Source organism: Achromobacter sp. LC458 (assembly GCF_001005835.2).
Taxonomy (GTDB): Bacteria; Pseudomonadota; Gammaproteobacteria; order Burkholderiales; family Burkholderiaceae_B; genus Achromobacter; species Achromobacter spanius_B.
In genome coordinates, this window is record NZ_LBHW02000009.1 from 122,303 (window position 1) to 149,299 (window position 26,997).

Consider the following 26,997-nt stretch of genomic DNA (forward strand, 5'->3'; position numbering starts at 1 on the left):
TGTCGTTCGCTGCTTAGTACTGCGCCGAGATGCTGAAAAATACGCGGGGATTCTTGTTGCCCTGGGTCAGGACGTCGCCGCTTGTGGGCTTGGCCACTTCGAACGTTGCGTACAGGGTCTTGCTGAGGTTGGCGCGCATGCCCGCGCCAATGGACGACACGTTGGCGCGCGTCAGCGGCGCGCTTTCGCTGCGCGACCAGATGCGGCCGCCGTCAACAAACGAATAAACGTGCGCGCCGTGCGGCAGGAAGTTGTCGGTGGACACGGCGTAGCGCAGTTCCAGCGAGCCGGCCAGGCCGGAATCGGCGGACATTTCGCCGTCGTCATAACCCCGGCCGAAGTTGGGGCCGCCCAGCGCGAATTCCTCGCTGGCCAGTAGCGGGCTGGCGCTGTACTGGCCGGCAAAGGTGGCCACCAGCGACAGGCGATCGGTCAGCTGTTGCAGGCGCGTCAGTTCGGCGGTGAGCTTCAGGAAGTCCGACCGGCCCTTGGCGCGCGAGGCCAGCTCGGCGCCTTCTTGCGTGGCGCCCATCGCGTCCAGGCCCTGGTGCACCGTGCCGCGAATGGCGGTGATGCCGTTCCAGCTGTCGGTGCGGTCATAGCTCAGGCCCGCGCGCAGCACGCGCAGCCGGTCGCGCGTAAAGGGCGTCTCGGTAATGTCGGTAGCCACGTTGCGCACGTCGAACATGCCGAAGGCGCGCAGGTTTTCCAGGCGCGAGCGGATCAGCGGATAGGTGACGGTGGCCGTGTAGGCCTGCACGTCGCTGGCCACGTTCAGCGGGGCCAGGTCGCGCCCCGGCTCGCTCTTGGCGTAGCTGGCGGCCAGGCCGAAGGTCATGCCGCTGTCGCTGACCAGCATGTCGTAGTTGGCGGCAACGGCCTGGCTGCGGTAGGCCGGAAAGCCCAGGCGGCCGCTCAGCGTGAAGGTGTCGGCGCGGGCGCCGAACGAATTCAGCGTGACCTGGCCGGTCATTTCGCTCCAGCCCAGGTAGGGCGAGCCACGGTTATCAATGCCCAGGCGCGCATCGACCGGCTTGCGTTCGCTATGCACCACCAGCACCGAGCCGCCCACTTCCTTGGGCGAGGCCTCCAGCGACGCGCGCACCACCAGGCCGTTCAAGTCATTGGCCAGCAGCAATTGGCGTTCGACTTCGGCCACGTTGATCGGGCGCACGCCACGCAGGCGCTGCACCAGCTTTTCCACCGCCGCTTGGGCGGGGCCGATATCGCCGTCGTACTTCACGTCCGACACATAGCCTTCGACCACCACGATGCGGAACACGCCGCCATCGACCGTCTGCGCCGGCACGATCACGCGCGTGGTCACGTAGCCGTCGTTGCGGTAGAGCAGTTCGATGTCGTTGGCCACCTTGAAGGCATCGGCCACGGTGATCGTCTTGCCGACCAGCCCCTGGTAGAACGCGCTGATGGTCTCGGGCGCGTAGTGGGTCACGCCTTCCACCCGCATGTTGGCCAGCGTGAAGCTCAGCTTGTCGGCGCCCACCGGGGCCTCGGACGCGCTGCCCTGCTGCACCGTCACTTCGGGAGCGGTCGTCATGCTTTCCGGCATGGCCGGCTGGGGCAGGGCGCGGCCGGGTTCGGCGGCGGACGGCAACTGCGGGCGCACGCTTTGCGCGGCGGCGGGGCTGGTCGCCAACGCCAGGGCCGTTAAGGCCAGGCCGACATGCAGGGAAAGGGGGGAAAGGCAGAGGACAACGGGGCGGCAAAATCGGGATAAACGGCGCATGAGTACTCGGACGGCGGCTTGTTACATTCGGATTTAATAGATGCTATTTGACATATTTGTCACGCTTGGGTACACAGAATTTTTGCAACTTCCAAGCCTTGGGATATGCCTACGCTCGTGACGCCGTCACCGGTAGAGCGGGCAAATACAGGGGAATCCCGGTGTCGTGAGTCTGTGGCGGCAACGCCACAACGACACGAAAACATCCCTTCGCCGACCAGTTTCGCGCTGTAACAAACATTATCGTAAGTACGCAAATATTCCATTACCGAGGTTTGCTGGAATGTCAGGCAGGTTTGCCGCAAGGAAAATTATTCGAGTCCAGAGCCCGGATTTGTCTCGTGTTACCAACGCTAAAGCGGGCCAGCATGAAAGAATGCGCGGCATGAACGACGCCTTCTTTTCGATGGCTCCGGGCCAGCTCGCGGGCTTACGCGTACTGGTCGTGGAGGACCGCCCCGAAGACCGCATGCTGCTGGTCGATTTCCTGACCAGCCAGGACTGCCGCGTCTATGTGGCCGAGGACGGCAATGACGGCTACCGCAAGGCGCAGCTGGTGCAGCCGGACATCATCCTGATGGACGTGACCATGCCGGTGTGCGACGGCCTGGCCGCCTGCCGCCTGCTGAAAGCCGACCAGGCCACGCGCGGCATCCCCGTCATCTTCCTGACGGCGGCAAGCCTGCCCGGCGAACGGGTGGCGGGTCTGTCGGCCGGTGCGGTCGATTACGTGGCCAAGCCCTTCGACTTCGAGGAAGTGCGCCTGCGCCTGCTGATTCATCTGCGGGTAGGGGCCACGCCCAACGCCACGCCGACCCCTGTTCCCACCGTGGCCGAACCCCATGCGGACGATGGCACCTCGGCCGCCGCGGCCGGTGCGACGCTGGACGGCGTGCTGTTTCGCGCCGCCCGCAAGCTGCTGCGCGAACGGCTGGACCACACGCCGGAATTGATGGCGCTGGCGCAGGCGCTGAACACGAACGCGCGCCGGCTGAACCAGGCGTTCCGACGCTGCGCCGGCACGACCGTGTTCGAATTCCTGCGCGAAGAGCGCATGCGCGAGGCGCGCCGCTTGCTGTGCGAAACCAGCCTGGATATCCAGGCCATTTCGCAGGCGGTGGGCTATGGCAATCGGGGTAATTTCTCTACGGCTTTTCGCGAGCGCTTCGGCATGCCCCCCACGGCCTTGCGCCAGGAGCATGATCCTTATGCATGATCGCCGCCTGGGCTTGCCGGGCAGGCTGCCGTTGAACTTAATGTTGCCGTTGTTGTTGCCGTTATTGTTGCCGTTGTTGTTGCTGTTGCTAGGGGTCCTGTCATGCGTGATGTCACCCGTGCACGCACAGCCCTTACCGCCTGCAACGCCCGTCGTCGACCTGAACGCCGTGACCGGCAAGCTGCCCCTGAACCACGAATTGCTGGGGCAGGAAGACACGACCGCGTCCAAGGACGTCGGCCAGATCCTGGACGGGCCCTGGCAGCCCGTGGCGCCTGCCTGGCTGAATCGGGGCTTTTCGAAATCGGTGTACTGGCTGAAGCTGGACGTCAGCAACCCCACGCAGGGCTTTGTTGAACGCTGGTTGTCGTTCGGCGTCCCCAGGCTGGAAGACGTGCGGTTCTATCTGTATCCCGCCGGACAGCGGGAGCCTTCCCAAGTCATCCTGGCAGGCAACCGCGAGCCGCTCGCATCGCGACAAGTGCCGTCGTCGGTGTCGGTGGCCGCGCTGCTGCTCAATCCGGGTGAACGCATGACGGTGCTGGTGCGGGTGCAAAGCCGCTCGGCCATCAGCATGGAACCCACCTTGTGGACGCCGGGCGCGTTCGTGGGCGCGGCGCAGCGCGGCACGCTGGTGCTGGCGCTGCTGATCGGCGCGCTGCTGATGGTGGTGATCTACACGGGGGTGCTCGGCGTGGCCCAGCGCGACCTGGTGTTCCTGCTGCTGTCCGCCGCCATCATTACCGAAATCCTCTACAGCATTTCGTACCAAGGCCTGCTGTACCGCTATGTGGTGACAGGCGGCGGCGAAGTGGTGTTGCGCGCGCCCAGTGTGCTGGGCACGCTGGCGGCCACGGTGTTCGGGTTCTCGGTCATGCTGTTCGCCGATCTGCATCGGGTGCGGTTGTGGCGCTGGGTGTACGGCGCGCTGATCGCCGTGGGCCTAGTGGGCTCGGTCTGGGCGGCGTTTGGTGAGTATCGCGCCAGCGCGCAGGCGCTGGTCGGGCTGATCTTCCTGTGGGGGCTGGTCTGGCCGATCTCCATGGCTGATGGCTGGCGGCGCGGGCATGCCAACGCACGCATCTTCCTGCTGTCGTTCGCGGTGTATTGCGCCTGCCTGTTCCTGCGGCTGGCATTCATCAACGGGCTGCTGCCCGGCCGGTGGGAAGGCGGGCCCGAGGTGGCGTGGGACCTGTTGTCGGTGTCGCTGATGCTGGCCGTGCTGGTGCACGGACGAACGCGCCAGCATCGGCAGGAAAAGCTGGCCGTCCAAGCCGAGCTCACGCAGGCGCGTGAACGCGAGCACCAGCGCCTTGATTACGCCGTCAGGGAACGCACGCAGGCCTTGCAGGAAGCATTGATCCAAGCCGACGAAGCGGGCCGCGTGCGCCAGGACTTCCTGGCGCGCATCAGCCATGACCTGCGCACGCCGCTGACCTCGATCATCGGTTTCGCGGATCTGATCCAGGCGGGCGGGCGCGACGATGCGCCGCGCGGCGCCATCATTCGACGCAGCGCCGACCACATGCTGGGCATGGTGAACGACCTGATCGATTACGCGGCGGGCGTCGGCGGCCAGGCGCTGCGCGTATCGCCGGAATACGTGCACGCCTTGCTGGATGCCGTGGCCAAGGAATCGGCGCCCATTGCTGCCCGCCATAACAACCAGTTTGTATTGCGCGTGTCGGACTCTGTACCCGCCGTGTTGGAAATGGACGGCAAGCGCGTGCGGCAGGTGTTGTCCAACCTGATCGACAACGCGGCCAAGTTCACCCGGGGTGGCGTGCTGACGTTGACGGCCGATTACGCGGCGTCTGCCCCTGCTGCTGTGGACGCCGCGGGGCAGTTGGTGTTGTCGGTGCGCGATACGGGCTGCGGTATCGCGCCGTGCGATCGCCAGCGCATCTTCGAACCCTTCCATCGGCTCGCGGCCGCCGATAACCAGCCGGGGGTAGGGCTGGGCCTGGCCATCGTCCAGCAGTGGGTGGAGCGCATGGACGGCGATATCCGTGTGGAAAGCCACGTGGGCCTGGGCACCTTGATCAGCGTGACGTTGCCGGTCAGGAAGATGGACGAGTCCCGCATCTCGCATCACTACATCGCTGCCGCGCCGCATGTGCTGCCAACGCTGGACGGGTCGGGCAAGCATCTGTGGCTGGCCGAGGATACGCCCGAGATCCGCGAATTCCTGGTCGAGGAACTGGCCAGCATGGGCTTTCAAGTGGACAGCGAAGCCGATGGCCGGGGCATGGTGGCGCGCATCCAGGCGCAGGACGCGCGGCGCCCCGATTTGATTCTGACCGACCACCGGATGGAAGGCGTGGATGGCTCGGTGGTGCTGGCGGCGGCGCGCGCGCGCTGGCCGGACCTGCCCGTGGTGGCGGTGTCGGCCACCCCGCACGACACCCTGGCCTTGGGCGGCGCGCGCTATGACGCCAGCCTGCTCAAGCCCATCAGCCTGGTCGAGCTGCGGCATGTGTTGGGCAGGCTGTTGAACCTGACGATCAAGGCCGTCGGCGACGAGGGCAAGCCTGCGTCATTGCCCTCGTTTGCGCCGCGTTTGTCCGGCGCCGAGCTGGCGCAGGTGCAAGTGCTGCTGGATAGCGGCGCCATCTCTGACCTGATCGACTGGTCGCGCGCGTTGCAGGCGCGCGATGCGGCATTCAAGGACTTTTGCGCGGCGCTGCAACGCCTGGCTAAACAGGGCGACATCGGGGCGATTCGCAAGCTGTGCGAAACCATGCGCGCGGGCTGAACGACCGCGTCGGAAACGCAAAGGGGCCGGTCGCCCGGCCCCTGTGTGACGCGTCGGCTTATACCGCCGACACGCTGCCCGTGGATTTTCCAGCGGGTTCGCCCGCCGCGGGTACGCCCGCCGCAGGTTCGCCCGCCGTGGTCGCGACGGCCACATCCGGCGGCACGGTCACGATCGACGTCAGCGACGGGTTGGCGGGCTTCAATGCCGCCAGGTCCGGACGCGGACGTTGCAGTTCGGCGTTGCCGGCAAAGGCCTGCTCCATGCCTTGGGCTGCCGCCAGCACCTCGCGGTCGCCGCGAAAGCGCCCGACGATCTGCATGCCAAACGGCATGCCTTGGTGGTCCAGGCCGCAAGGCAGCGTCAGGGCGGGGTGCGTGGTCAACGTCACCACATACGTCAGGGCCAGCCAGCGATAGTAGTTTTCCTGGCGGCGGCCGTTGATGGATTCAGCGTACAGCTGCGTCCACGGAAACGGCGACACCGGCGTGGTGGGCGACAGGATCAAATCGTAGTCGTCAAAGGCACGCTGGAAGCGCTTGATCAGGCGCGTCTGTTCGGCTTGCGCCCAGGCGCAGTCCTTCAGGCTCATCGCGGCGCCCATCTCGAAGTTGGCGCGGCTGTTGGGGCCCAGGCTGTTGGGGTCTTTCTCGTAGGCGTCGCGCATGCCCGCCACGAAGGCTTCGGCGCGCAGCACGTCAAAGCAGCGATGGGCCTCGCCGAAGTCCAGCTCGATGGGGTCGCAGGCCGCGAACAGATGGCGCATGGCCGCGATCTTGGCGCGGAAGGTGGCGCGGATGCCGTCGTCCACCTCGCACTGGCCGAAGTCCTCGGTGTAGGCCACGCGCAGGCGGCCCAGGTCGGCCGTGCCCGGCGTCAAGAATTGCAGCGGGTCCAGCGGATAGCTCAGCGGGTCACCGGCGTCGGGGCCGGCGCTGGCCGCCATTTGCAAACACGCGTCCGCCACCGTGCGGCCCATCGGGCCGACGACGGAGATCGGCGTCCAGCCCAGCAGCTTGCGCACGCTGGGCACCACGCCCGGCGACGGCCGAAAGCCCACCACGCCGCACTTGGATGCCGGAATGCGTAGCGAGCCCCCCGTGTCCGACCCCGTGCAGACCGGGAACATGTCGCTGGCCAGCGCGGCGGCCGACCCGCCGGACGATCCGCCGGCATTCAGGTTGGGGTTGAACGGGTTGCCGGTTGCGCCCCACACGGTGTTGCGCGAATTGGCGCCCGCGCCCATTTCCGGCACGTTCGTCTTGGCGGTGACGATGGCGCCGGCGCGGCGCAGGCGCGCCACCAGCGTCACGTCTTCGGTGGGGATGTGGTCGCGATAAATCTGCGACCCGAAGGTGGTCAACAGGCCGGCGGTGGGCTCCAGGTCTTTCACGCCCAGCGGCAGGCCGTGCAGCAGGCCCAGCGCGTCGCCCGCCATCACCGCTTGTTCGGCGGCGCGCGCTTCCAGGCGGGCGCGTTCGAACGCGGTGGCGGTGACGGCGTTGATGTACGGGTTGACCGCCTCGATACGCGCGATGCACGCGTCCAGCAATTCCACCGGCGAGAGCTGGCGCGCGCCGATCAGGCGCCGCAGCTCCACGGCCGACAGCGAGACGAGGGAATCGTCCAGGGTCATGAAAACTTCCTTCAATCGATTTTGATATTGGCGCGCTGCGCAACGTCGCGCATCTGCGGCAGTTCCTTCTGGATCAGCGCTTCGCCTTCGGCCGCGCTGGAGAACGCGGCTTCAAAGCCCTGCGCCTCCAGGCTCTTGCGCACGTCCGGCGATGCCACCGTGGCGCGCAAGGCGGTCTCAAGCTTGGTCTTCACGTCGGCGGGCAGCCCGCGCGGCGCGGTGAACATCAACCACGTGTCCATGGCCACCGACGGATAGCCCTGTTCGGCAAAGGTCGGCACGTCGGGCAGGAAGGCCGAACGCGTGGGGGCCGACACCGCCAGCACGCGCACCTTGCCCTGCTTGCTTTGCGGCAGCGCGGCCGCCACGGTGTCGACCGAGAACGGGATCTGGCCGCCGATCAGGTCGGTCATGGCGGGGGCGCTGCCCTTGTAGGGCACGTGAATCATCTTGATGCCGGCGGCCGACAGGAAGGCTTCGCCGACAAAATGCGCGGTGGTGCCGGCACCGAACGAACCGTAGGCCGGCGGCTCCTTGTCGCGCGCCTTGGCGTAGGCCACCAGTTCCTTCAGATCCTTGACCGGCACCTGCGGGTTGGCCAGCAGCGCCAGGCCGGTGCGGCCCACGATGCCCAGCGGTTCAAAGCTCTTGACCGGATCGTACGGAAGCTTGTTCTGGATGGCCGGGTTGACCGTGAAGGTGGTGCCCGAGCTGACCAGCAACGTGTAGCCATCGGGCGCGGCCTTGGCGACGAAGCCGGCGCCGATTGCGGTGCCCGCGCCCGCGCGGTTTTCCACCACCACGGTCTGGCCCAATTCCTGGCCCAGCTTTTGCGCGATGACGCGGCCCAGCACGTCGGTGGCGCCGCCGGGCGGAAAGGGCACCACCAGCGTGACGGGTCGCGTGGGGTAGCCGGGCTGGGCGGCGGCCGGGGCAGAGGCGGCAAGGGTGCCCGCCAGGGTGACACCAAGGGCAATCAAGGCAGTCTTCATGGTCATGCTCAACGAGAGTGGTGGAGGAAAGGCGCTTGTGTCGGCGCCTGAGGGTCGGCCGCGAGTCGTTGCCCGCGGCTCAGGAATTGCTCATATTCTTCGGCCGGCACGAACAGCCCGCCCGTGGTCCAGGCCAGATGCGTGGCACGCGGCAGGTGCGGCAGCAAGCCGCGCTGGCGCAGCCACTGTTGGCCCGCGACGCTGCCCAGCAAGTGGCGCGGGCCAGAAAAGCCCGCTGCCGCCGAGGGCTCGATGCGTAGGCCTTCGCTGTCATGCAGGCGCGCCAGGTCGCCGTAAAGCGTGTCGTCCGCCACGGTGTAGACGCCGGCCAGCAGGTCGCCCACGGCGGCATACGCCAGGTCCGACGCGCGCGGCACGGCCAGGCCGTCGGCCTCGGTCTGGTTGGTCAGGCCGATGTCGTAGACCGACGGCGGCACCGGCACGCCCGGCAGTTGGCCATTGCCGGCCATCATGCGCAGCAGAAAGCACGGCGACTGGACCGGCTCGGCAAAGAAGCAGTGCACGTGCGCGCCGAACAGCAACGACAAGCCAAAGGCGATGCCGCCGGGCGCGCCGCCCACGCCGCAAGGCAGGTAGACAAATAGCGGATGCTCGGCGTCGACCACGATGCCGGCTTGCGCCATCTGCTCGCGCAGCGCCAGCGCGGCTGCCGCATAACCCAGGAACAGCGAGGCCGAGCGTTCGTCGTCAACGAAGTAACCCTTGGGGTCGGCCTCGACCTGGCGGCGTCCGGCCGCCACGGCTTTTTCGTAATCGCCGGGATGTTCCACCACCTCGACCCCGCGCGCGCGCAGCCGGGTTTTTTTCCATTCCTTGGCGTCCGCCGACATGTGCACGGCGGCCCGAAACCCCAGCGCCGATGCAATCACGCCAATAGACAAACCCAGGTTGCCGGTTGAGCCCACGGCTACCTGGTATTCCGCGAAACAGGCGCGGGCCTCCCGCGAGGCCAGCTTGATGAAGTTATCGCCGGGCGCGATCAGGCCGCGTTCCAGGGCCAGCTTTTCGGTGAATTCCAGCACTTCGTGGATGCCGCCGCGCGCCTTGATCGACCCCGCCACGGGCAACGCGTGATCCGCCTTGATCCACAACCGTCCCGACGCCTTGGGCAAGCCCAACGCGTCCTGCATGGCGGGGGTTTCCAGCAACGGCGATTCGATGACGCCGGCGGTGGCTTGCAGCTCTGGAAAGCGCTGCGCCAGCAACGGTGCGAAGCGCGTGAAGCGGTCCTGCGCGGCCTGCACATCGGCCAGGCTGAAGGGGGCAGCGGGGGGCTTAACGGCGGGCGCGCCAACGGGGGCAACCCCCACAGCCGGACGCGTCCACAACACGGGCCGCGCCGCGCGCAACGCCTGCAAGGAAAGGGACGAAACAGAAGCGGGGGACGGGATCATGACTGCGCTTGCCTAAGGGGGGCGTCCAGAAGACGTCATCTAACGGTCACATCCTAGGCTTGCCCTTAACGTTGCCGCAATATGAATTGATAGAATTGTCCGTTGCGTTTTGCGCAAACCAAGGGCAAACCCGATGAACCCCCAGATTCTGCAAGAAATGGCCCTGCGCTACTTCCTGGAAGTGGCGCGCTGCGGCTCCGTCAGCGTGGCGGCCGAGCGGCTGGAAGTGGCGCCGTCGGCCGTCAGCCGCCAGATCGCCCGGCTGGAACGCGAGCTGGGCACCTTGCTGTTCGAGCGCCGCTCGCGCGGCATGGCGCTGAACGCGGCCGGCGAATTGTTGGCCGCGCACGCCAAGCGCGCGCAACAGGATGTGGACCGCGTGACCGGCGAAATCATGAGCCTGCGCGGCCTGCGCCAGGGGCTGGTGCGCGTTGTGTGCACCGAGGGTTTCGTGCACGACGTGGTGCCCGCGGCCATCGCGGAATTTCGTAAGCAATATGCAGGCATTCGCTTCACGCTGGACGTGTGCTCGCAGCGTGAAGTGCCCGTCCGGGTGCGCGACGGCGCGGCCGATATCGGCATCACGCTCAGCCTGACCTCACACCGCGACGTGCGCGTGGAATTGCGCATGCCCGCGCCGGTGCGGGCGGTGGTGGCGGCGGACCATCCCTTGGCTGCGCAATCTGAAGTGTCGCTGGCGCAATTGATGGCGTATCCGCTGGCATTGCCCGACGCCGATTCCACGCTGCGGCAGTTGATCGACATCAGTTGCAGCCGCCAGCAATTGCAGTGCGAGCCCGTGTTCTCCAGCCGCAGCGTCGATGCGCTGGTGGCGTTCGCGGGGGCGGGCGGCGGCGTGGCGTTCTGCGGGGAACTGGCAATCCGTTATCGGTTGCGCGGCAAGCAGGTGGTGGCCGTGCCGCTGCGCGACCGCGAAATGAACGAACGCCACTTCGAGGTGCAGACGCTGGCCGGACGCGTGCTGCCCGAGGCCGCCAAGGCGTTCATCGCCAGCCTGCGAGCGCAGCTGGAAGCGGAGGGTGGGGTGGTGGATTGATGCGCGGCGATTGATGCGCGGTGATCAGTGCGCCGTGAGCGCTGCGCCGTGATCAGTGCGCGGATCAGCGCCGCACGCCATCCCGATACGCCACCGCCACCATCGCTGCCACCACGAACGTCATCACCGCGAACAGCACGACATACCCGGCGGTCCACAACAGCCCTGCGTTCGTGGCGTAGTGCAGATATTCCGTCAGCCCGCTGTGGGCAAAGCCGCCCAGGCTGACCAGCACGGCCAGGGCCAACACCAGCGGCCAGCGCGGATAAGGCATGGCGGCGCGGATACCTTGCAAGCTCGCGTCGCCCGTGACGGCGGTGCGCGGCAGGCTCAAGGTCAACACCGCCACGCAAACCAGCACCGGCAGCCACACCACCAGCACGGCCGGCACCAGTGCCGCCAGGAACTTGTTGGTGTCCGGCCCGTTCATCAGCATGTAAAGCACATAGGGCAGGTCGCCCGTCGCGCGCGCCAGCACGGCCACGATCAGCACCAGCACGCCGAATACCATCAGGTGCCGCGCCTCGGCCGAACCGCCGCGCGCCGCGTCGGGGTTGGCGCCGCTGCCCAGCACCACGACACGATGCCAGGCGAACGTCACGCGCGCGAACGCGATCAGGTTGATCAGCGCCAGCAGCATGTACAGCGCGCTACCGGTCCAGGCCAGCGTCGCGGCCAGGATGGCGAATGGCAGCGACAACAGAAATGCCGCCAGCGACCACGGCGCGGCGGCCAGCATGGCCCGGCCTTGATGGCGGATGACGCTGGCCGTGGCAAAGAAGTATCGACGTGCTCCGAATGTTTGCGACAAGGCGGCGCCTGCTTGGAAACGAAGGGGGTTCGTTTATACCGCAGCTGGGGGCGGACGGTGCGGCGCCGTCAAGACCGCCCGGGACGAAGCGGTCCGGAGGGTCTGAAGACGCCGCCGTGGGACGGCGCCGTGGCTTAAACCGCCGCCGCGCTGCGGGCCAAACCCGCCAGCACGTTGCGCGCCGCCGCCACGCCCATGTTCACGTAGGCCGCGCGGGTCACCCCGCCGATGTGCGGGCTGAGCAGGATGCGGGGCTCCTGTTGAAACGGGTGTCCCGCCGTCATGGGTTCGACGGCGAAGCTGTCCAGGCCCGCGGCCATCACCTGGCCGCTACGCACGGCGGCCAGCAGCGCCGCTTCGTCCACCAGGCCGCCCCGCGCGGTGTTCACCAGGATCACGCCGGGCCGGCACTGCGCCAGCGTGTCGGCGTTGACCAGATGATGGTTGGCGTCGGTCAGCGGGCAGTGCAACGACACGGCATCGCACTCCTGCCAGATGCGGGGCAAGGCCACGCTCTGGATATAAGGCGGCAGGTCTTGCGCATAGGGATCGTGGCCAATGACACGCATGTTCATGCCGTGCGCCATCGCCGCAAAGCGCCGGCCGATGGCGCCCAGCCCAACCACGCCGACCGTCTTGCCGTCCAGCTCCACGCTTTTGTGCGTGGCCTTGTCCCAATGGCCCGCCCGCATGCGCGCATCCAGCGGCACCACCGATTTGGCGGCGGCAAGCAGCAGTGCCAGCGCGTGCTCGGCCACGGCCGCCGCGTTCGCGCCCGCCGCCGCCACGACCTCGATGCCGCGTTGCGCGGCGGCAGCCTTGTCGATGGTGTCGGTGCCGCTGCCGTGCTTGGAGATCACGCGCAAGGACGGCGCGGCGTCCATCGCGGCGGCGCCCACCTTGCTATAGCGCACGATGATGGCCACCGGATCGTGCTGGCGGCACAGCGCCACGATGTCGTCTTCCGACGGCGCCTTGCCCGCGTAGACGATGTTGAAGCCGTCCAGCAGCGCCAGGGCTTCGGTGGCCAGGTCGGCGGCGGTAACGACCAACGCCGGTTTAGGCGCAGCAGGCATGGTCACAGCGCCTCTCCTTCCTTCAGCACGCCGGCGCTGCGCAGCGCGGCCGTCAGCCAGGTGGCTGCGGTGTCGCCGGCCTGAATGGCGGCGATGCGGGCGGCTTCGTCGCGCACTTTCTTTTCCGCCGCGGGCAGCAAGCCTTCGATTTTTTCGCGCTCGACGACGACCACGCCGTCGGCATCGCCAATGATGAAGTCGCCGGGGTGGACCGTCACGCCGCCCACCGACACGGGGTGGCCGATGCGGCCGGGCACGTTCTTGGTCGGGCCGTTGGGGTTGGCGCCGGCCGCGAATACCGGGTACCCCATGTCGATGATTTCGGTGGTGTCGCGCGCCGCGCCGTCGATGACCACGCCGGCGATGCCCAGCTGGCGGCAGGCGGTAATCATGATGGTGCCCATCAGCGCGGCGCTCAGGTCGCCCTTGCCGTCGATCACCAGCACGTCGCCGGGTTTGGCCAGCGAGATGGCCGCGTGAATCATCAGGTTGTCGCCGGGCCGCACCTCAACGGTGAAGGCGGTGCCCGCGAGCTTCATGCCGGGGTCCAGCGGCCGAATGCGGCCACTGAGCGCGCCGCGCCGGCCCGCCACATCGGCCAGGATGGCCGGCTGCAACGACGCGGCGCGGCGCACGATGTCGGCCGGGACGCGGGAAAAGTCTTTGATGATGTCGGGGTTTGCCATGGAAATTCCTGTCTGAAGAAGACGATGTTGGGGTCGGTTTTTTTGGCCGGGCGGTGCCTGCGCGGCCTGGGTCTCATTCGACGCGGGCGCCCGAGTCCTTCACGATCTTTCCCCACCGGATGCGGTCGTCATGGATCAGCTTGGCGAATTGTTCAGGCGTGCTGGTCAGCACGCGCGCGCCTTGTTCCTGGTACTTCGTACTGAGGTCCTGCGCTTGCAGCGCCTTGTTGAATTCCGCGTTCAGACGCTGCACGATGTCCTGCGGCACGCCGGCCGGCGCGGCCAGGCCGAACCACGTCACGGCCTCGAAGCCGGGGTAGCCGCTTTCGGCAATGGTCGGCACGTCGGGCATGTCGGGCACGCGTTGCGCCGAGGTCACCGCCAGCGCGCGCATCTTGCCGTTGCGCACGTGGCCGATCAGCGTGGGCACCGACGACAGGTACATGTCGATCTGACCGCCGATCAGGTCGTTGGACGCCTGGGCGGCGCCCTTGTACGGCACGTGCGTCAGCTTGATGTCGGCGGCGTTCTGCAACTGCACGGCGGCCAGGTGGGCCACGGTGCCGTTGCCCGAGCTGGCGTAGTTCAGCGCCTCGGGTTTGGCGCGGGCCGCGGCGATCATGTCCTTGAACGATTTCAACGGCGAATTGGCCGGCACTACCAGCACGAGCGGCGCGTCGGCGATCAGGCCGATGGCGGACAGGTCGGTTTCCGGGTCGTAGGGCAGCTTGGCGTACAGCGTGGGGTTGATGGCCAGGTTGCTGGTCTGCCCCAGCACCAGCGAATAGCCGTCCGCCGCCGACTTCGCCACCGCGTCCACGCCGATATTGCCGCCGGACCCCGGGCGGTTTTCCGTGACGATGTTCCAGCCGGTGTTCTTTGCCACCTTCAGCGCCGCTTCGCGGGCCAGCACGTCGGTGCCGCCGCCCGGAGGGAAGGGCACGATCAGGCGGATGGGTTTGTCGGGGTAGCCCTGGGCGGCGCTGATGCCCGCCACGCAAACGAGCGCCAGGCCCGACAACACGCGCGCAATCACTTTCATGGTTTGTCTCCAGTCGTTGTTTTGATCCGCGCATTGTGCGGGCGTGTTCCGCCTAATACAATCTAGGTTCGCAGTACGAAACACGTTTCGTATAGCGGTCGATTTAAAAGACTTGGGGGCGAATCGTGAACGACAACGGCAATGACGGCAATGACGGCAAAGACCGCGAAGGCGGCGGCAGCGCGGGAACAGAAAACGACGCCGACGGCGCCGAAGACGGCGTGGTCGCGGTCCGGCGCGCGATGCGCATCCTGGAGGCCTTCGGCGTGGACGACGCCCACCTGACGCTGGCTGAGCTCAGCCGCCGCACGGGCTGCCATCGGTCCACCGTGCTGCGCCTGGCGCGCACCCTGGCCATGGACGACTACCTGGCCCAGCGGCCGGACGGCACGTGGCGCCTGGCGCGCGCGGCCGGTTGGCTGGGCGCGTGCTACCAAGCCACGTTCAACGTGCAGGAATTGGTGCAGCCCGTGCTGCGCGAGCTGTCCGGCGCCACAGGGGAAAGCGCAACGTTCTATGTGCGCGAAGGCAATCAGCGGATTTGCATGGCGCGCGTCGAAGGCCCGAAGTCCATCCGCCACCACGTGCGGGTCGGCGCGGCGCTGCCCTTGAACCTGGGCAGCCCGGGCCGCGTGCTGCTGGCGTTTTCAGGCGAAGCGGGCGACGAGTACGAGGCCGTACGACGTGCCGGCTACATGATTTCGCTGGGCGAGCGCGACGCCGAAGTCTCCAGCATTTCGGCGCCGGTGTACGGCATCAACTGGACCCTGCTGGGCGCGATCTGCATCTCTGGCCCCATCTCGCGCTTGAACGAAGCGGTGCTGCTGGGCCATAAAGAAGCCATTCTTTCAACGGCCAGCCGGCTGTCGCGGTCGATGATGGGCGCGCGGCAAGGCGGCGCGGGTTAGGGCACGGGCCAGGGCATGTCTGTGGCGGCAAGCGTCTGCGGGGCAAGCGGATTACCCAATCGGCCACTTGGGCAGCCGTATCTTGCGGTACGGCAGGCTGCGCCAGTCGGGGCTGGCCGAGCCGGGGGCGGCCACGTACACCACGGCGCGCGCCAAGGGCGCGTACTGCGCATGGAAGTGATGGGCCGACTTCACCACGATCAGCCGTTGCGCCGTCAGGTCGCATCCCAACTGCGTGAACAGGTCCGTGTGATAGGCCTGCGTGCGCAGTGACACCAATGCAATCAGGATGCCGTCGGCATCGACCAGCGCGCAGTCGCCCAGCGCGATGCGCGTGCCGGAATTGCCCGTCATGAACATATCGGCGTGGGTTGCCACAACGCGGCAACGCGCGTCCACGGGCGCGCCCGACAGCGGGCCGACCTTGCCGCCGATGCGCAGGTCAAGTTCGGCGCCCACGCCCGCATCGAAGGCGATGCGGGCGGCCACCGGGTCCCACATCGGTCCCAGCGCCGCGTTGCGGATGCCGCGTTCCCGCATGCGCGCCAGCAGATAGGTGGAGTCTCCGGCCGCGCCGCTGCCCGGGTTGTCGGACCGGTCGGCCAGCACAACGGGACCCTCGCCAAACGCCAAGGCTTCGTCCAGCGCTTCGTCCACGCCGCGGTACGGCACCATCAGTTGTTCGCGCATGCCGATCAGTTCATCGGCAAGCGTGCGCGCCAGCGTCCGCGCGGCGGCGGCGTCGCCATCGGCATAGACCAGCACCTTGGTGCCCATCTCGGGCACGTCGCCCGTGGCGAAGCCTTGCGCGACCGACACCGACAGAATGCCGTCGCGCCCTTCCAGCGCCTTGATGCGGCTGACAAAGCCGCGCGCCGGTTCGCGCGTGGTGTGCATCGGCACGATCATGTCGCAATCGACCAGCGCGGCAACGGGACGCTGCCGCCGCTGGTGGGCCGCGTGGCACAGGTCCACCAGTTCACAGGCGCGCTCGTAGACGTCAATGTGTGGGTATTCCTTGAACAGCACCAGCACCGTCGCCTGCTCCACCATCAACGGCGTCAGGTGCGCGTGCGGGTCCAGCTCGGCGCCCACCGTTACGTCGGGGCCGACCAGCTCCCGCACACGGCGCAGGATGTCGCCTTCGCAATCGTCATAGCCGTCGGCCACCATCGCGCCGTGCAGGCCCAGCAGCACCATGTCCACCGGCAAGGCCGCGCGCAGGTCAGCCAGCAGTTCGTCGCGCAATGTCTCGTAGGCGGCTCGCGTGGTGGTGCCGCCCGGTTGCGCCGAGGCCACCAGGCCTTCAATCACCGTCCAGCCCTGTTGCGCCGCGCGCTGTCGCGCAACCCACAGCGGCCCGCCGTAAAACGTCATGTGATCGGGGTGCGTGCCCGCGCGCAGATACTCGCGCGACGTGAACGCGGCCAGGCCGGTGGGCAACGGGGAAAACGTGTTGGTCTCGGTGGCGAGAGCGCCGGTGAAGATACGCATGGGACGGCTCCTGGGGGCGCGCGCGGCGCCTACGGTTGAAAGGGCGCGGCGTTGATCGGCAAGGGTTCGCCGTTCATTTGCGCGGTCAGCAAGGCGGCGCTGCCACAGGCAAGCGTGAACCCTAAAGCCCCCTGGCCGATGTTCAGCCACAGGTTGCCGGCCGCGCGGCTTTTGCCGATCAGCGGCTTGCTGGTCGGCGTGGCCGGCCGCACGCCCGCCCAGGCCTGCGCGCGCGACAGGTCCAGGCGCGGAAAAGCTTCCTTGACCTGATGCCGCAACGTCGCCATCCGCGACGCGTCAACCTCGCCATGCTTGGCGCCGATGTCGACCATGGCCGCAATGCGCAGCACATTGCCCAGGCGCGCGTAGACGATGCGCCGTTCGTAATCGGTCACGCTGATGGCGGGAACATCGGCGGTGTCCGCCGTGATCGGCACGCTCAGGCTATAGCCCTTCAAGGGATACAAGGGCACGCGTTGGCCCAATGCCGCCAGCAGCGGTCGGCTGCCGATGCCCGAGGCCACCACGAACGCATCCGCTTGCAGGTCGCCGGCATCCGTCTGCGCCGCGACGATGCGGCCGCCTTCGCGCCGCAGCCGTTGCACGCGCGTGTTCATGTGGACGCTGACGTTGGCGTTGCGCCGCAGCCGCTGAAACAGGGTGTCGGTAAAGCGATGGCAGTCGGCGGTTTCTTCGCTGGGCGTGTAGACGGCGCCGGCAATGCGCGCACCCATGCCGGCCAGCGCCGGTTCCGCCGCCAGCGTTTCGTCGCGCGACAGCACGCGCTGGTCGGTGCCGTGAGCCGCCTGGTAACGCACCAGCGACGCGGCCTTGTCCAGTTGCCCGGCATCGCGGTACACAATCAGCTTTCCGGTTTTTGACAGGCCGAAATCCATGGGCGCCTCCGCCAGCATCGCGTGCAGCGTGTCGCGGCTGAGGTAGGACAGGGACAGCAATTGGGCGGTGGACGCGCGCGACACCGAGGCGCGGCACGCGCGCAAAAAGCCCGCCAGCCACAACCATTGCGAAACGTCGAAGCGGTAGCGCAGGCGCAGCGGCGAATCGCGTCGGAACAGCCAGCCCGGCATGTCGGCCAACGCGCCCGGTCCCGCCAACGGCGCCACATAGCTATAGCTGAGCTGCCCGCCGTTGGCGAAGCTGCTGCCCAGCGCGGGCTCTGCCCGTTCGTCCACCACAACCACCGCGTGTCCCGCCCGCGCCAACAGGTGCGCCGTCGTAACGCCGACCACGCCCGCCCCAATTACGCATACCCGCATGACTCGCCTCGTAGGTTCAGGTAGGGCACGATTCTGATCCGCGCACCGGGGCCGGGCAAATTCCAAATCGCGTCCCATCCATAACCTTGCGATATGTGTGCGGGCGCGGCGTTGCCGCCCTATCGTTTTCCCTAGCGGTGGTGCGCATCAACCTCGCTTTTTCTGCGTTTTCCCTGCGTTTTCAGGGCAAAAGCCCCCACACCATAACCTTGGGTTATCCATAGGCCCACGTTAGCTATTTGTGCCGCGCCGGTGTGCCGCCGATGATCCGCTTACGGAACGCAACGCCATGCCGAACACGCAGGCGCTGACGACATAGCCGGCCTATACAAGGGGAAATGATGACGTCTTACCGGAACGCCACGGCAGCCGTGGCGCTTGCGCCAGCCTGTCCCGGAGCGCAGCCATGAAGGTCTTCTGCGCCGGTCTGGGCACCGAGACCAACACCTTCGCACCCATGCCCACCAGCCTTGCGGCCTTTCAGGAACGCGACTACTACCCGGCCGGCACGCATCCCGATTCCGTCACCTTCGCCGGTGCGCCGCTCTTCGTGGCGCGCCTGCAAGGCCGCGACGCAGGCTGGACGCTGGTGGACGGCCTGGTGGCTTCCGCGCAGCCCGGCGGCATCACCACGCGCGCCGCCTACGAAACCTTGCGCGACCAGATCCTGGCCGACCTGCGCGCCGCGATGCCGGTGGACATGGTGCTGCTGGGCTTGCACGGCGCGATGGTGGCCGATGGCTATGACGATTGCGAAGGCGACATCCTGCGCCGTGTGCGTGAACTGGTCGGCCCCGACGTAACGGTGGGCGCCGAGCTGGACCCGCACGCGCACCTGACGCCGCTGATGGTGGAACAGGCCACGGTACTGGTGCTGTTCAAGGAATACCCACACACCGATATCCGCGAACGCGCCGAAGACCTGCTGGCCCTGTGCCTGGACGCGCACGCGGGCCGCACGCGTCCCGTGGCGGCGCTGATCGATTGCCACATGATCGTGCCGATGCACACCACGCGCGAGCCGGCGCGCGGCTTTGTCAGCCGTATCAAGGCGCTGGAAGGGCGCGACGGCATTCTGTCGATATCGGCCGCGCAGGGCTTCGCCACGGGCGACGTGCCCGAGATGGGCACCAAGGTGCTGGTCTATGCCGATGGCGACGCCGCCGCCGCGCGGACGCTTGCACGCGCGCTTGCCGATGAACTGATCGGCATGCGCGAACAACTGATGGTGCCGTACCGCAGCGTGGACGAAGCGCTGGACGAAGCCTTGGCGTTCGACGGCGGCCCGGTGGTGTTGGCCGACCGCCCCGACAACCCCGGCAGCGGCGCGCCCGGTGACGCCACCTTCGTACTGCAACGCGTGCTTGAGCGCGGCGTAAGCAATGTGGCGCTGGGCCCGCTGTGGGACCCGGTGGCCGCGCGCATCGCCTTCGATGCGGGCGTGGGCGCCGAACTTGACCTGCGTATCGGCGGCAAGGTCGGCCCCTTGTCAGGCGACCCGATCGACCTGCGTTGCACCGTGCTTGCCGTGAAGGCGGACCTGGTGATGACCGGCCTGTCCGGCGCACCGGCGCCGATGGGCGACTGCGTATTGGTGCAGGCCCAGGGCGTACAGATCGCGCTGACTTCCGTGCGTAACCAGGCCATCAACATGGACCTGTTCACCCAGCTGGGCTGTGACCTATCGGCCTGCAAGATCGTGGTGGTCAAGTCCGCGCAGCATTTCCACGCCTCGTTTTCAAAGGTCGCGCGCCACATCATCTATGTGGGTGGCAAGGGCGTGGCGACGCCGGATTGGAAGACGCTGACGTATCGCAACATCCGGCTGCCGAAGTGGCCGCTTTAAGATCCCGCCGGCGCATGGCCGCCGGCGAATCCACTTATTTGACGGGAACCTAGTGCGATGAAAAACCGCCTGCTTTGCCTGATCTCGACCGCCACGCTGGGCCTGGCCTGCACCCTGGGCGCCGTGCCCGCAAGCGCGCAGCCGGCCAAGACCCTGCGCATTGTGCCGCACGCCGACCTGAAGGTGCTGGACCCGACCTTCACCACCGCCTACATCACGCGCAACTTCGGCTACATGGTGTACGACACGCTGTTTGCGATGGACACACACAGCAAGCCGCAGCCGCAGATGGTCGAAAAATACGAGGCCAGCGACGACAAGAAGACGTGGACGTTCACGCTCTTGCCCGGCCTGAAATTCAGCGACGGCCAGCCCGTGACGACGGACGATGTGATTGCATCGCTGCAACGCTGGTCCGCGCGCGACAACATCGGTCAAGCCATCACACGCGCTGGCGGCAAGTGGGAAGCGCTGGACGCCAGCCGCTTCAAGCTGACGCTGAACCAGCCCTTTGACCTGGTGCTGGACGGATTGGCCAAGGTGTCCAGCTACCCCGCCTTCATCCTGCCCAAGCGGCTGGCGTCGCAGCCGGCAACCAAGCCGCTGACCGAAGTCGTGGGCTCCGGCCCTTACGTGTTCAAGCGCGATGAATGGGTGCCGGGCAGCAAGATCGTGTTCGAAAAGAACCCGCACTACCTGGGTCCGAAGATGGCGGCCGACGGCCTGGCGGGCGACAAGACGCCGCATATTCCGCGCGTGGAATGGCGTGTGCTGCCGGACTCCAACAGCGCCACCGCCGCGCTGACCAACGGCGAAGTCGACATGATCGAGCAAGCGCCCGCCGACTACATCGACGCGCTGCGCGCCAACAAGAACGTCAAGATCGGCGTGCTGGAACGCGCGCAGGGCTACATCATCCTGAACCAGTCGATGCCGCCGTTTGATAACCCGAAGGCGCGTCAGGCGGTGGCGCATCTGGTGGATCAGGACAAGTTCACGGCTGCCATGGGCTACCCGGACGACTTGCGCATGAAGTACTGCGCCACGGTCTTCATCTGCGGCGGTCCCAACGACAGCACGGCGGGCGCCGCGCCTTACGCCAAGCCTGACCCGGCGCTGGCCAAGAAGCTGTTGGCCGAAGCCGGCTACAAGGGCGAAAAACTGGTCATCCTGTTGCCGACCGACCTGGCCTATCTGAATTCCGCAACGCTGGTTGCCATCCAGGCCTTGCAGGATATCGGCGTCAATCTGGACATCCAGTCGATGGACTGGGCCACGCTGACCGCACGCCGTGCGCGCAAGGAAACGCTGGACAAGGGCGGCTGGAACATCTTCCTGTCGGCCGCGTCCGAGTTCAACGTGGACTCGCCCATCAGCAATACGTATCTGGGCGCCGTGTGCGGCAACAGCCTGCCGGGCTGGCCGTGCGACAAGAAGCTGGACGAACTGCGCGAACAGTGGATTGCCGCCACCAGTTCGGACGAGCGCAAGCGCGTGCTCGATCTGTTCCAGGAGCGCGCCTACGAGGTCTTTCCCGCCATTTCCATCGGCCAGTATTCGCGGGCGTTTGCCGCGCATAACAGCCTGAAGAACACGGACAAGATCTGGAGCCTGCCGAACCTCTGGGTGCTGGACAAGTAATCCAGCGCCCGCCGTTACCGATACGCGAGACAACTATGGGTTACATCATTCGGCGCGTACTTGCCATCGTGCCCGTCATGGCGGTGGTGGCAGTGATCGTGTTCCTGCTGATCCACCTGTCGCCCGGCGACCCGGCGGCGTTGATCGCCGGGGACTTCGCCACGGCCGAGGACATCGCCAAGCTGCATACGGCGCTGGGCCTGGACGAGCCCTTGTGGCGGCAGTTCGGCCTGTGGGCCGCCAAGCTGATGCAAGGCGACCTGGGCACGTCGATCTTCACGCAAGTGCCCGTGACGCAGTTGCTGTCGCAGCGGGTGGAGCCCACCTTGTCGATCGCCGCCATCACCATGCTGGTATCGATCCTGGTGGCGGTGCCGCTGGGCGTGTTGGCGGCATATCGCGCCGGCACCTGGATCGATCGCCTCGTCATGCTGTTTTCGGTGCTGGCGTTTTCGTTGCCGGTGTTCCTGGTGGGCTATCTGCTGATCTACGGCTTTGCGGTCAAGCTGCAATGGCTGCCGGTGCAGGGCTACGTCAGCCTGTCCAGCGGCGTGGGGCCATGGCTGCGCAACCTGACCTTGCCGTGTATCAACCTGGCGCTGGTGTACATCGCGCTGATCACGCGGATGACGCGGGCCACCGTTGTCGAAGTGCTGCACGAAGACTACATCCGCACGGCGCGCGCCAAGGGCCTGGCGGTGTTGCCGGTGCTGGAACATGCGTTGCGCAACGCCGCCATTCCCATCGCCACCACGGTGGGCGTGGGCATCGCCTTGCTGATCGGCGGAGTGGTCGTCACCGAGACCGTGTTCGCCATTCCGGGCATCGGCCGGCTGGTGATCGACGCCGTCCAGCACCATGACTACCCGGTCATCCAGAGCGTGCTGCTGATTTCGGCGGGCGCCTACGTGCTGATCAATCTGTTGATCGACCTCAGCTACCGGCTGTTCGATCCGCGTATCCGTTATTGAGCCGTCGCGGGAAAGAACCATGTCAGAAAATTTGATTTCCCCCAGCGTGCCCACCGCGCCCGCTGCGCCCATCCTGCTGCACGAGGCCCTGACGGCCAGCGGCCGGCGCTGGCGCTGGGTGCGCAAGCATCCCACGCTGATCATCGGCCTGGTGCTGCTGCTGATCGTGGCGGGCCTGTCGATTGCCGCGCCGTGGATCGCCACGCACAACCCCATCACCATCAACCCCTTGCAGCGCCTGAAGCCGCCTTCGGCCCAGCATTACTTCGGCACCGACGCGATGGGCCGCGACGTGTTCAGCCGCGTGGTCTGGGGCGGGCGCGTGTCGCTGGTCGTGGCCATCGTGGTGGCGCTGGTGGCCAGCGTGATCGGCGTGGTGCTGGGGCTGCTGGCCGGCTTTGTGCGCTGGGCCGACGCCATCATCATGCGCATCATGGACGGCATGATGGCCATTCCCGACATCCTGCTGGCCATTGCGCTGATGGCCGTCATCCGCGCCAGCCTGACCACGGTCATCATCGCCATCGCGATTCCGCAGGTGCCGCGCGTGGTGCGGCTGGTGCGCTCGCTGGCCCTGACCTTGCGCGAGCAACTGTACGTCGAGGCGGCGCATGCCATCGGCACGCGCCTGCCCGTCATCCTGCGCCGGCATGTGCTGCCCAACATGGTGACGCCGCTGGTGGTGCAGGCAACCTTCATCGCCGCTACCGCCGTGCTGACGGAAGCCGTGCTGTCGTTCCTGGGCGTCGGCGTGCCGGCCCAGGTGCCCAGCTGGGGCAACATGATGGCCGACGCGCGCAACTACGTGGCCGTGGCTTTCTACACCATTCTTTACCCCGGCATTCTGCTGGCCATCACCGTGCTGGCCATCAACCTGATGGGCGACGGGCTGCGCGATGCGCTGGACCCGCGCCTGACCAACCAACGCTAGGAGGACGCCATGGCCCTATCCCCCGCCAACGCCGTTGGCCCTGGCGACGTGCTGCTTGAAGTCGACAACCTGCGCACCTACTTCGACACCGTCTCGGGCACCGTCCGGTCGGTCGATGGCGTGTCGTATCAGGTGCGCGCCGGGCGCACGCTGGGCGTGGTCGGTGAATCCGGCTGCGGCAAGAGCGTGACGGCGCTGTCCATCCTGCGCCTGGTGCCGACGCCACCCGGGCGCTTTGCCGGCGGCCAGATCCGCTATCGCGGCACCGACCTGCTCAGCCTCACGGAAAAGCAGATGCGCCAGATCCGCGGCAACCGGATTTCGATGATTTTTCAAGAGCCGATGACGTCGCTGAACCCGGTGCTGACCGTGGGCCGGCAGATTGCCGAGACGGTCATGGTGCATCAGAAGCTGAACCGCCGCGACGCGTACCGCCGTGCCGAAGAGATGTTGCGCCTGGTGCAGATTGCCGAGCCCGAACGCCGCGTTCACGAGTATCCGTATCAACTATCCGGCGGCATGCGTCAGCGCGTGATGATCGCGCTGGCGCTGGCCTGCAACCCCGAAGTGCTGATTGCCGACGAGCCCACCACCGCGCTGGATGTGACGATCCAGGCGCAGATTGTCGACCTGCTGCGCAACCTGCAAAAGACGCTGGGCATGGGCATCGTGTTGATCACGCACGACCTGGGCGTGGTGGCTGAATGCTGCGACCGCGTGGCGGTGATGTACGCCGGCCGCAAGGTCGAGGAAGCGCCGGTCACCGAACTGTTCGACCGCCCCTTGCATCCGTACACCCGCGCGCTGATGGGGTCGATGCCGTCCATGAACGCCTCCACGCAACGCCTGGCCGAAATTCCCGGCATGGTGCCCGCGCCCAGCGAACTGGGCAATGGCTGTCGCTTTGCACCGCGCTGCACGTACGCCACGCCGCGTTGTCACGTTGAAGCGCCCGAGCTATCCACGCATGGCGTCGACCATGTGGTGGCGTGCCATGAAGTGGCGCGCGTGGCGGCGCAACCCGGCCTGCTGGCCGCGACTTCCGTGGCGCCCGGCGCCACCCTGACCGGAGTTCAAGCATGAGCGCCCATCCTCAGCCGCCGGTGGTTGCATCGACGGCGCCGTTGCTAGACGTGCGCGACCTGAAGATGCACTATCCCGGCGCGGGCGGCTGGTTCACGCCGCGCCGTAAAGTCGTGCAGGCGGTAGACGGCGTGTCGTTCAGCGTGGCCCGTGGCGAAACGCTGGCGCTGGTGGGCGAGTCGGGCTGCGGCAAGACCACCACCGGCAAGTCGGTGTTGCGGTTGATCCAGCCCACGTCCGGCTCCGTCAAACTGGAAGGCGAAGAGATCCTGGCCCTGACGCCGGAGCAGATGCGCAACCGGCGTCGCGATATGCAGATCATCTTCCAGGACCCCTATGCGTCCTTGAACCCGCGCATGACGGCGGGCGATATCGTGGGCGAGCCGCTGCGCAACTACCCGATGTCGGGCGGCCGCGCGCGCGTGGACGAGCTGGCGTGGCTGTTCGACAAGGTCGGTCTGCGCCCCGAAGCCATGAAGAAATTTCCGCACGAGTTCTCGGGCGGGCAACGCCAGCGCCTGGGCATTGCGCGCGCGTTGGCGCTGCGGCCCAAGCTGATCGTCTGCGACGAGCCCGTGTCCGCGCTGGACGTCTCGGTGCAGGCGCAGGTCATCAATCTGCTGATGGACCTGCAACAAGAGATGGGCATCGCCTATCTGTTCGTGGCGCATGACCTGGCGGTGGTGCGTCACATCAGCCATCGCGTGGCGGTGATGTACCTGGGCCGCATTGTTGAAGTGGCCGACCGCGACACCTTGTTCTCGCAGCCCCGGCATCCGTACACCGAGATCCTGCTGTCGGCCGTGCCGGTGCCCAATCCGCACAAGCCCGCGCAGCGCAAGCTGTTGCAAGGCGATCCGCCCAGCCCCGCGAACCCGCCCAGCGGCTGCCGCTTTCACACGCGCTGCCCGCTGGCGCAGCCCATCTGCCGCGAGACACAGCCCGCGCTGACGGAACGGCCCGTGGCTTCCGCCACCGGCCAGCAGTGGGTAGCGTGCCATTTTCGATGAACACGCCGCAATTGCTGGCCGGGCCGCTGCCTGACGATGACGCGGTATTCGGGCAAGCCATCGCTGCGTTGCAGGCGGCGATGGCGGCGGGGCGCTTGACGGCCGTCGACCTGGTGCGCGCGTATCAGGCGCGCATTGCGGCGTACGACCAGGCCGGGCCGGCGCTCAACGCGCTGATCGGCTTGAATCCCCAGGCGGCCGGTGAGGCGGCCTTGCGCGATGCCGAGCGCCGCGCGGGCGTGGTACGCGGTCCGCTGCACGGCGTGCCGCTGCTGTTCAAAGACAACATCGACGCCATCGGCATGCCGGCCACCGCCGGCTCGCGCGCCTTGGCGCGGCGGCTGCCCCGGCAGGACGCCGACGTGGTGCGGCGCTTGCGCGAGGCAGGCGCAATCGTGCTGGGCAAAACGACCTTGCACGAACTGGCCTGCGGCATCACCAATGTGTCGTCGATGTCCGGTCGCACGCGCAACGCGTATCACGCCACGCGCGTACCGGGCGGGTCCAGCGGCGGCAGCGCGGTGGCCGTGGCATCCAGCTTTGCGGCGGCCGCCATCGGCAGCGACACCAGCGGCTCCATCCGCATCCCAGCGGCGTTCAACCAGGTGCTGGGGTTGCGGCCCACGGCAGGGCGATGCAGCACGGCCGGCGTGGTGCCCCTGTCGCCCACGCTGGACACGGTAGGCCCCATGGCGCGCTGTGTGGACGACCTGGAGATTCTTTGGTCGGTCATGGCGGGTGGCGACGACGGCGATGCGGCGTCGCAACCGAAGCGTAGTGACTGGCGCATCGGCACCGTCAATGCCTTGTTCGGCAGCGGTGCGGCGCAGCGGGAAGTCTCCGCGCACGTGCAGGCGGCATTGGCGCGCTGGCAGGCGGCCGGTGCGTCGGTGCGGCAGGCGCAGCTTGGTATCGACGACACGCGCCTTTCCGCCGCCAACGTCACCGGCTACGAATTTCGCGACGCATTGGCGCAGTGCCTGCGTGACGCCGACGTGCCGGTGCGCAGCCTGGGCGACATCCTGGACGGCGCCTACCCGCATCCGGAAGTCATGACGGTCCTGCGCGAACGCAATGCGATGCAGGATCCGGACGGCAGCGCCCGTCAGGCAACGTTGGCCCGTGCCGACGAAATTCGCGCCGAGGCCCTCGCAGCCATGGCGTCCGGCGACTTCGATATGCTGGCCTATCCCAGCGTGCGGGGCGGGCCGGTGCAACTGGGCGAAGCACAGACCGGCGGCAACGGCCTGCTGGCTTCGGTTACCGGCTTGCCTGCATTGAGCCTGCCCATCGGCTTCACGCCGAGCGGCATTCCGGTTGGCCTGGAGCTGCTGGGCGCGGCGGGCAGCGAAGCGCGGCTGCTGCGCGCGGCGCGGGATTTCGTTCAAGCGGTGGCCTAGCCG

21 protein-coding genes are annotated in these 26,997 nt (G+C 67.2%); 11 read left to right on the top strand and 10 right to left on the bottom strand.

Annotated features, from left to right (window positions below):
- Positions 1 to 13 precede the first annotated feature (13 nt).
- Entirely contained in the window at positions 14 to 1,657 is a 1,644-nt protein-coding gene (locus YH64_RS10345) for a ShlB/FhaC/HecB family hemolysin secretion/activation protein (RefSeq protein WP_223264698.1), read from the bottom strand.
- A gap of 466 nt (positions 1,658 to 2,123) precedes the next feature.
- On the opposite strand from YH64_RS10345, the gene YH64_RS10350 reads away from it, so the two are divergent.
- Both YH64_RS10350 and YH64_RS10355 read left to right on the top strand, forming a co-directional pair.
- Positions 2,124 to 2,963 carry a DNA-binding response regulator gene (locus tag YH64_RS10350; protein ID WP_046803837.1) on the top strand — a complete coding sequence of 280 codons (840 nt, stop codon included), beginning with the start codon at positions 2,124 to 2,126 and terminating at the stop codon, positions 2,961 to 2,963.
- A complete protein-coding gene (locus YH64_RS10355) occupies positions 2,956 to 5,718 on the top strand; it encodes a hybrid sensor histidine kinase/response regulator (RefSeq protein WP_255444294.1) in 2,763 nt (920 codons plus the stop codon). Before YH64_RS10350 ends, YH64_RS10355 begins: the two co-directional genes overlap by 8 nt.
- 58 nt (positions 5,719 to 5,776) lie before the next feature.
- On the opposite strand, the gene YH64_RS10360 is transcribed toward YH64_RS10355, so the two are convergent.
- The 3 genes from YH64_RS10360 to YH64_RS10370 are packed head-to-tail and all read right to left on the bottom strand — an operon-like array spanning position 5,777 to position 9,761.
- On the bottom strand, positions 5,777 to 7,354 hold the full coding sequence (locus YH64_RS10360; protein ID WP_255444295.1) for an amidase: 1,578 nt from the start codon (positions 7,352 to 7,354) through the stop codon (positions 5,777 to 5,779).
- A gap of 11 nt (positions 7,355 to 7,365) precedes the next feature.
- Entirely contained in the window at positions 7,366 to 8,352 is a 987-nt protein-coding gene (locus YH64_RS10365) for a tripartite tricarboxylate transporter substrate binding protein (protein WP_046803838.1), read from the bottom strand.
- A 2-nt stretch (positions 8,353 to 8,354) separates the two neighbouring features.
- Positions 8,355 to 9,761 (bottom strand): D-serine ammonia-lyase, encoded by a 1,407-nt coding sequence (locus YH64_RS10370; RefSeq protein ID WP_046803839.1) that lies wholly within the window; start codon positions 9,759 to 9,761, stop codon positions 8,355 to 8,357.
- A gap of 133 nt (positions 9,762 to 9,894) precedes the next feature.
- On the opposite strand from YH64_RS10370, the gene YH64_RS10375 reads away from it, so the two are divergent.
- Positions 9,895 to 10,818: a LysR family transcriptional regulator gene (locus YH64_RS10375; protein ID WP_046803840.1), complete on the top strand. Its 924-nt coding sequence runs from the start codon at positions 9,895 to 9,897 to the stop codon at positions 10,816 to 10,818.
- A 64-nt stretch (positions 10,819 to 10,882) separates the two neighbouring features.
- Here the strand turns inward: YH64_RS10375 and YH64_RS10380 are convergent, their stop codons facing one another.
- The 4 genes from YH64_RS10380 to YH64_RS10395 all read right to left on the bottom strand — a co-directional run bounded on the left by YH64_RS10380 (position 10,883) and on the right by YH64_RS10395 (position 14,433).
- Positions 10,883 to 11,629 (bottom strand): hypothetical protein, encoded by a 747-nt coding sequence (locus YH64_RS10380; protein ID WP_255444296.1) that lies wholly within the window; start codon positions 11,627 to 11,629, stop codon positions 10,883 to 10,885.
- 134 nt (positions 11,630 to 11,763) lie between these two features.
- A complete protein-coding gene (locus YH64_RS10385) occupies positions 11,764 to 12,705 on the bottom strand; it encodes an NAD(P)-dependent oxidoreductase (protein WP_046803841.1) in 942 nt (313 codons plus the stop codon).
- Positions 12,706 to 12,707: 2 nt separating this feature from the next.
- Positions 12,708 to 13,391 (bottom strand): RraA family protein, encoded by a 684-nt coding sequence (locus YH64_RS10390; protein ID WP_185975363.1) that lies wholly within the window; start codon positions 13,389 to 13,391, stop codon positions 12,708 to 12,710.
- Positions 13,392 to 13,464: 73 nt separating this feature from the next.
- Entirely contained in the window at positions 13,465 to 14,433 is a 969-nt protein-coding gene (locus tag YH64_RS10395; protein ID WP_046803843.1) for a tripartite tricarboxylate transporter substrate binding protein, read from the bottom strand.
- A gap of 242 nt (positions 14,434 to 14,675) precedes the next feature.
- On the opposite strand from YH64_RS10395, the gene YH64_RS10400 reads away from it, so the two are divergent.
- The gene (locus YH64_RS10400; protein ID WP_082134407.1) at positions 14,676 to 15,341 is read left to right on the top strand and encodes an IclR family transcriptional regulator; all 666 of its coding nucleotides are present in this window, start codon (positions 14,676 to 14,678) and stop codon (positions 15,339 to 15,341) included.
- Positions 15,342 to 15,392: 51 nt separating this feature from the next.
- Here the strand turns inward: YH64_RS10400 and YH64_RS10405 are convergent, their stop codons facing one another.
- Together YH64_RS10405 and YH64_RS10410 are read right to left on the bottom strand one after the other, a co-directional pair.
- Positions 15,393 to 16,835, bottom strand: a complete 1,443-nt coding sequence (locus YH64_RS10405) for a M81 family metallopeptidase (protein WP_046803844.1) — start codon at positions 16,833 to 16,835, stop codon at positions 15,393 to 15,395.
- A gap of 29 nt (positions 16,836 to 16,864) precedes the next feature.
- On the bottom strand, positions 16,865 to 18,112 hold the full coding sequence (locus YH64_RS10410; RefSeq protein ID WP_046803845.1) for a D-amino acid dehydrogenase: 1,248 nt from the start codon (positions 18,110 to 18,112) through the stop codon (positions 16,865 to 16,867).
- Positions 18,113 to 18,518: 406 nt separating this feature from the next.
- Here YH64_RS10410 and YH64_RS10415 point away from each other — a divergent pair, with 406 nt between their 5' ends.
- From YH64_RS10415 to YH64_RS10445, 7 genes are read left to right on the top strand one after another with little or no spacing between them, the layout of a single operon-like run.
- On the top strand, positions 18,519 to 19,958 hold the full coding sequence (locus tag YH64_RS10415; protein WP_046803846.1) for a M81 family metallopeptidase: 1,440 nt from the start codon (positions 18,519 to 18,521) through the stop codon (positions 19,956 to 19,958).
- A 57-nt stretch (positions 19,959 to 20,015) separates the two neighbouring features.
- Positions 20,016 to 21,599 carry an ABC transporter substrate-binding protein gene (locus YH64_RS10420; RefSeq protein ID WP_046803847.1) on the top strand — a complete coding sequence of 528 codons (1,584 nt, stop codon included), beginning with the start codon at positions 20,016 to 20,018 and terminating at the stop codon, positions 21,597 to 21,599.
- Positions 21,600 to 21,634: 35 nt separating this feature from the next.
- Positions 21,635 to 22,570: an ABC transporter permease gene (locus YH64_RS10425; protein WP_046803848.1), complete on the top strand. Its 936-nt coding sequence runs from the start codon at positions 21,635 to 21,637 to the stop codon at positions 22,568 to 22,570.
- A gap of 19 nt (positions 22,571 to 22,589) precedes the next feature.
- Entirely contained in the window at positions 22,590 to 23,501 is a 912-nt protein-coding gene (locus YH64_RS10430) for an ABC transporter permease (RefSeq protein ID WP_046803849.1), read from the top strand.
- 9 nt (positions 23,502 to 23,510) lie between these two features.
- Positions 23,511 to 24,584: an ABC transporter ATP-binding protein gene (locus YH64_RS10435; RefSeq protein ID WP_046803850.1), complete on the top strand. Its 1,074-nt coding sequence runs from the start codon at positions 23,511 to 23,513 to the stop codon at positions 24,582 to 24,584.
- Positions 24,581 to 25,594, top strand: coding sequence for an ABC transporter ATP-binding protein (locus YH64_RS10440; RefSeq protein WP_046803851.1), 1,014 nt, complete (start codon positions 24,581 to 24,583; stop codon positions 25,592 to 25,594). Before YH64_RS10435 ends, YH64_RS10440 begins: the two co-directional genes overlap by 4 nt.
- Positions 25,579 to 26,994 (top strand): amidase, encoded by a 1,416-nt coding sequence (locus YH64_RS10445; protein ID WP_143215322.1) that lies wholly within the window; start codon positions 25,579 to 25,581, stop codon positions 26,992 to 26,994. The genes YH64_RS10440 and YH64_RS10445 overlap by 16 nt, the downstream gene beginning before the upstream one ends.
- The last annotated feature ends 3 nt before the right edge of the window (positions 26,995 to 26,997 follow it).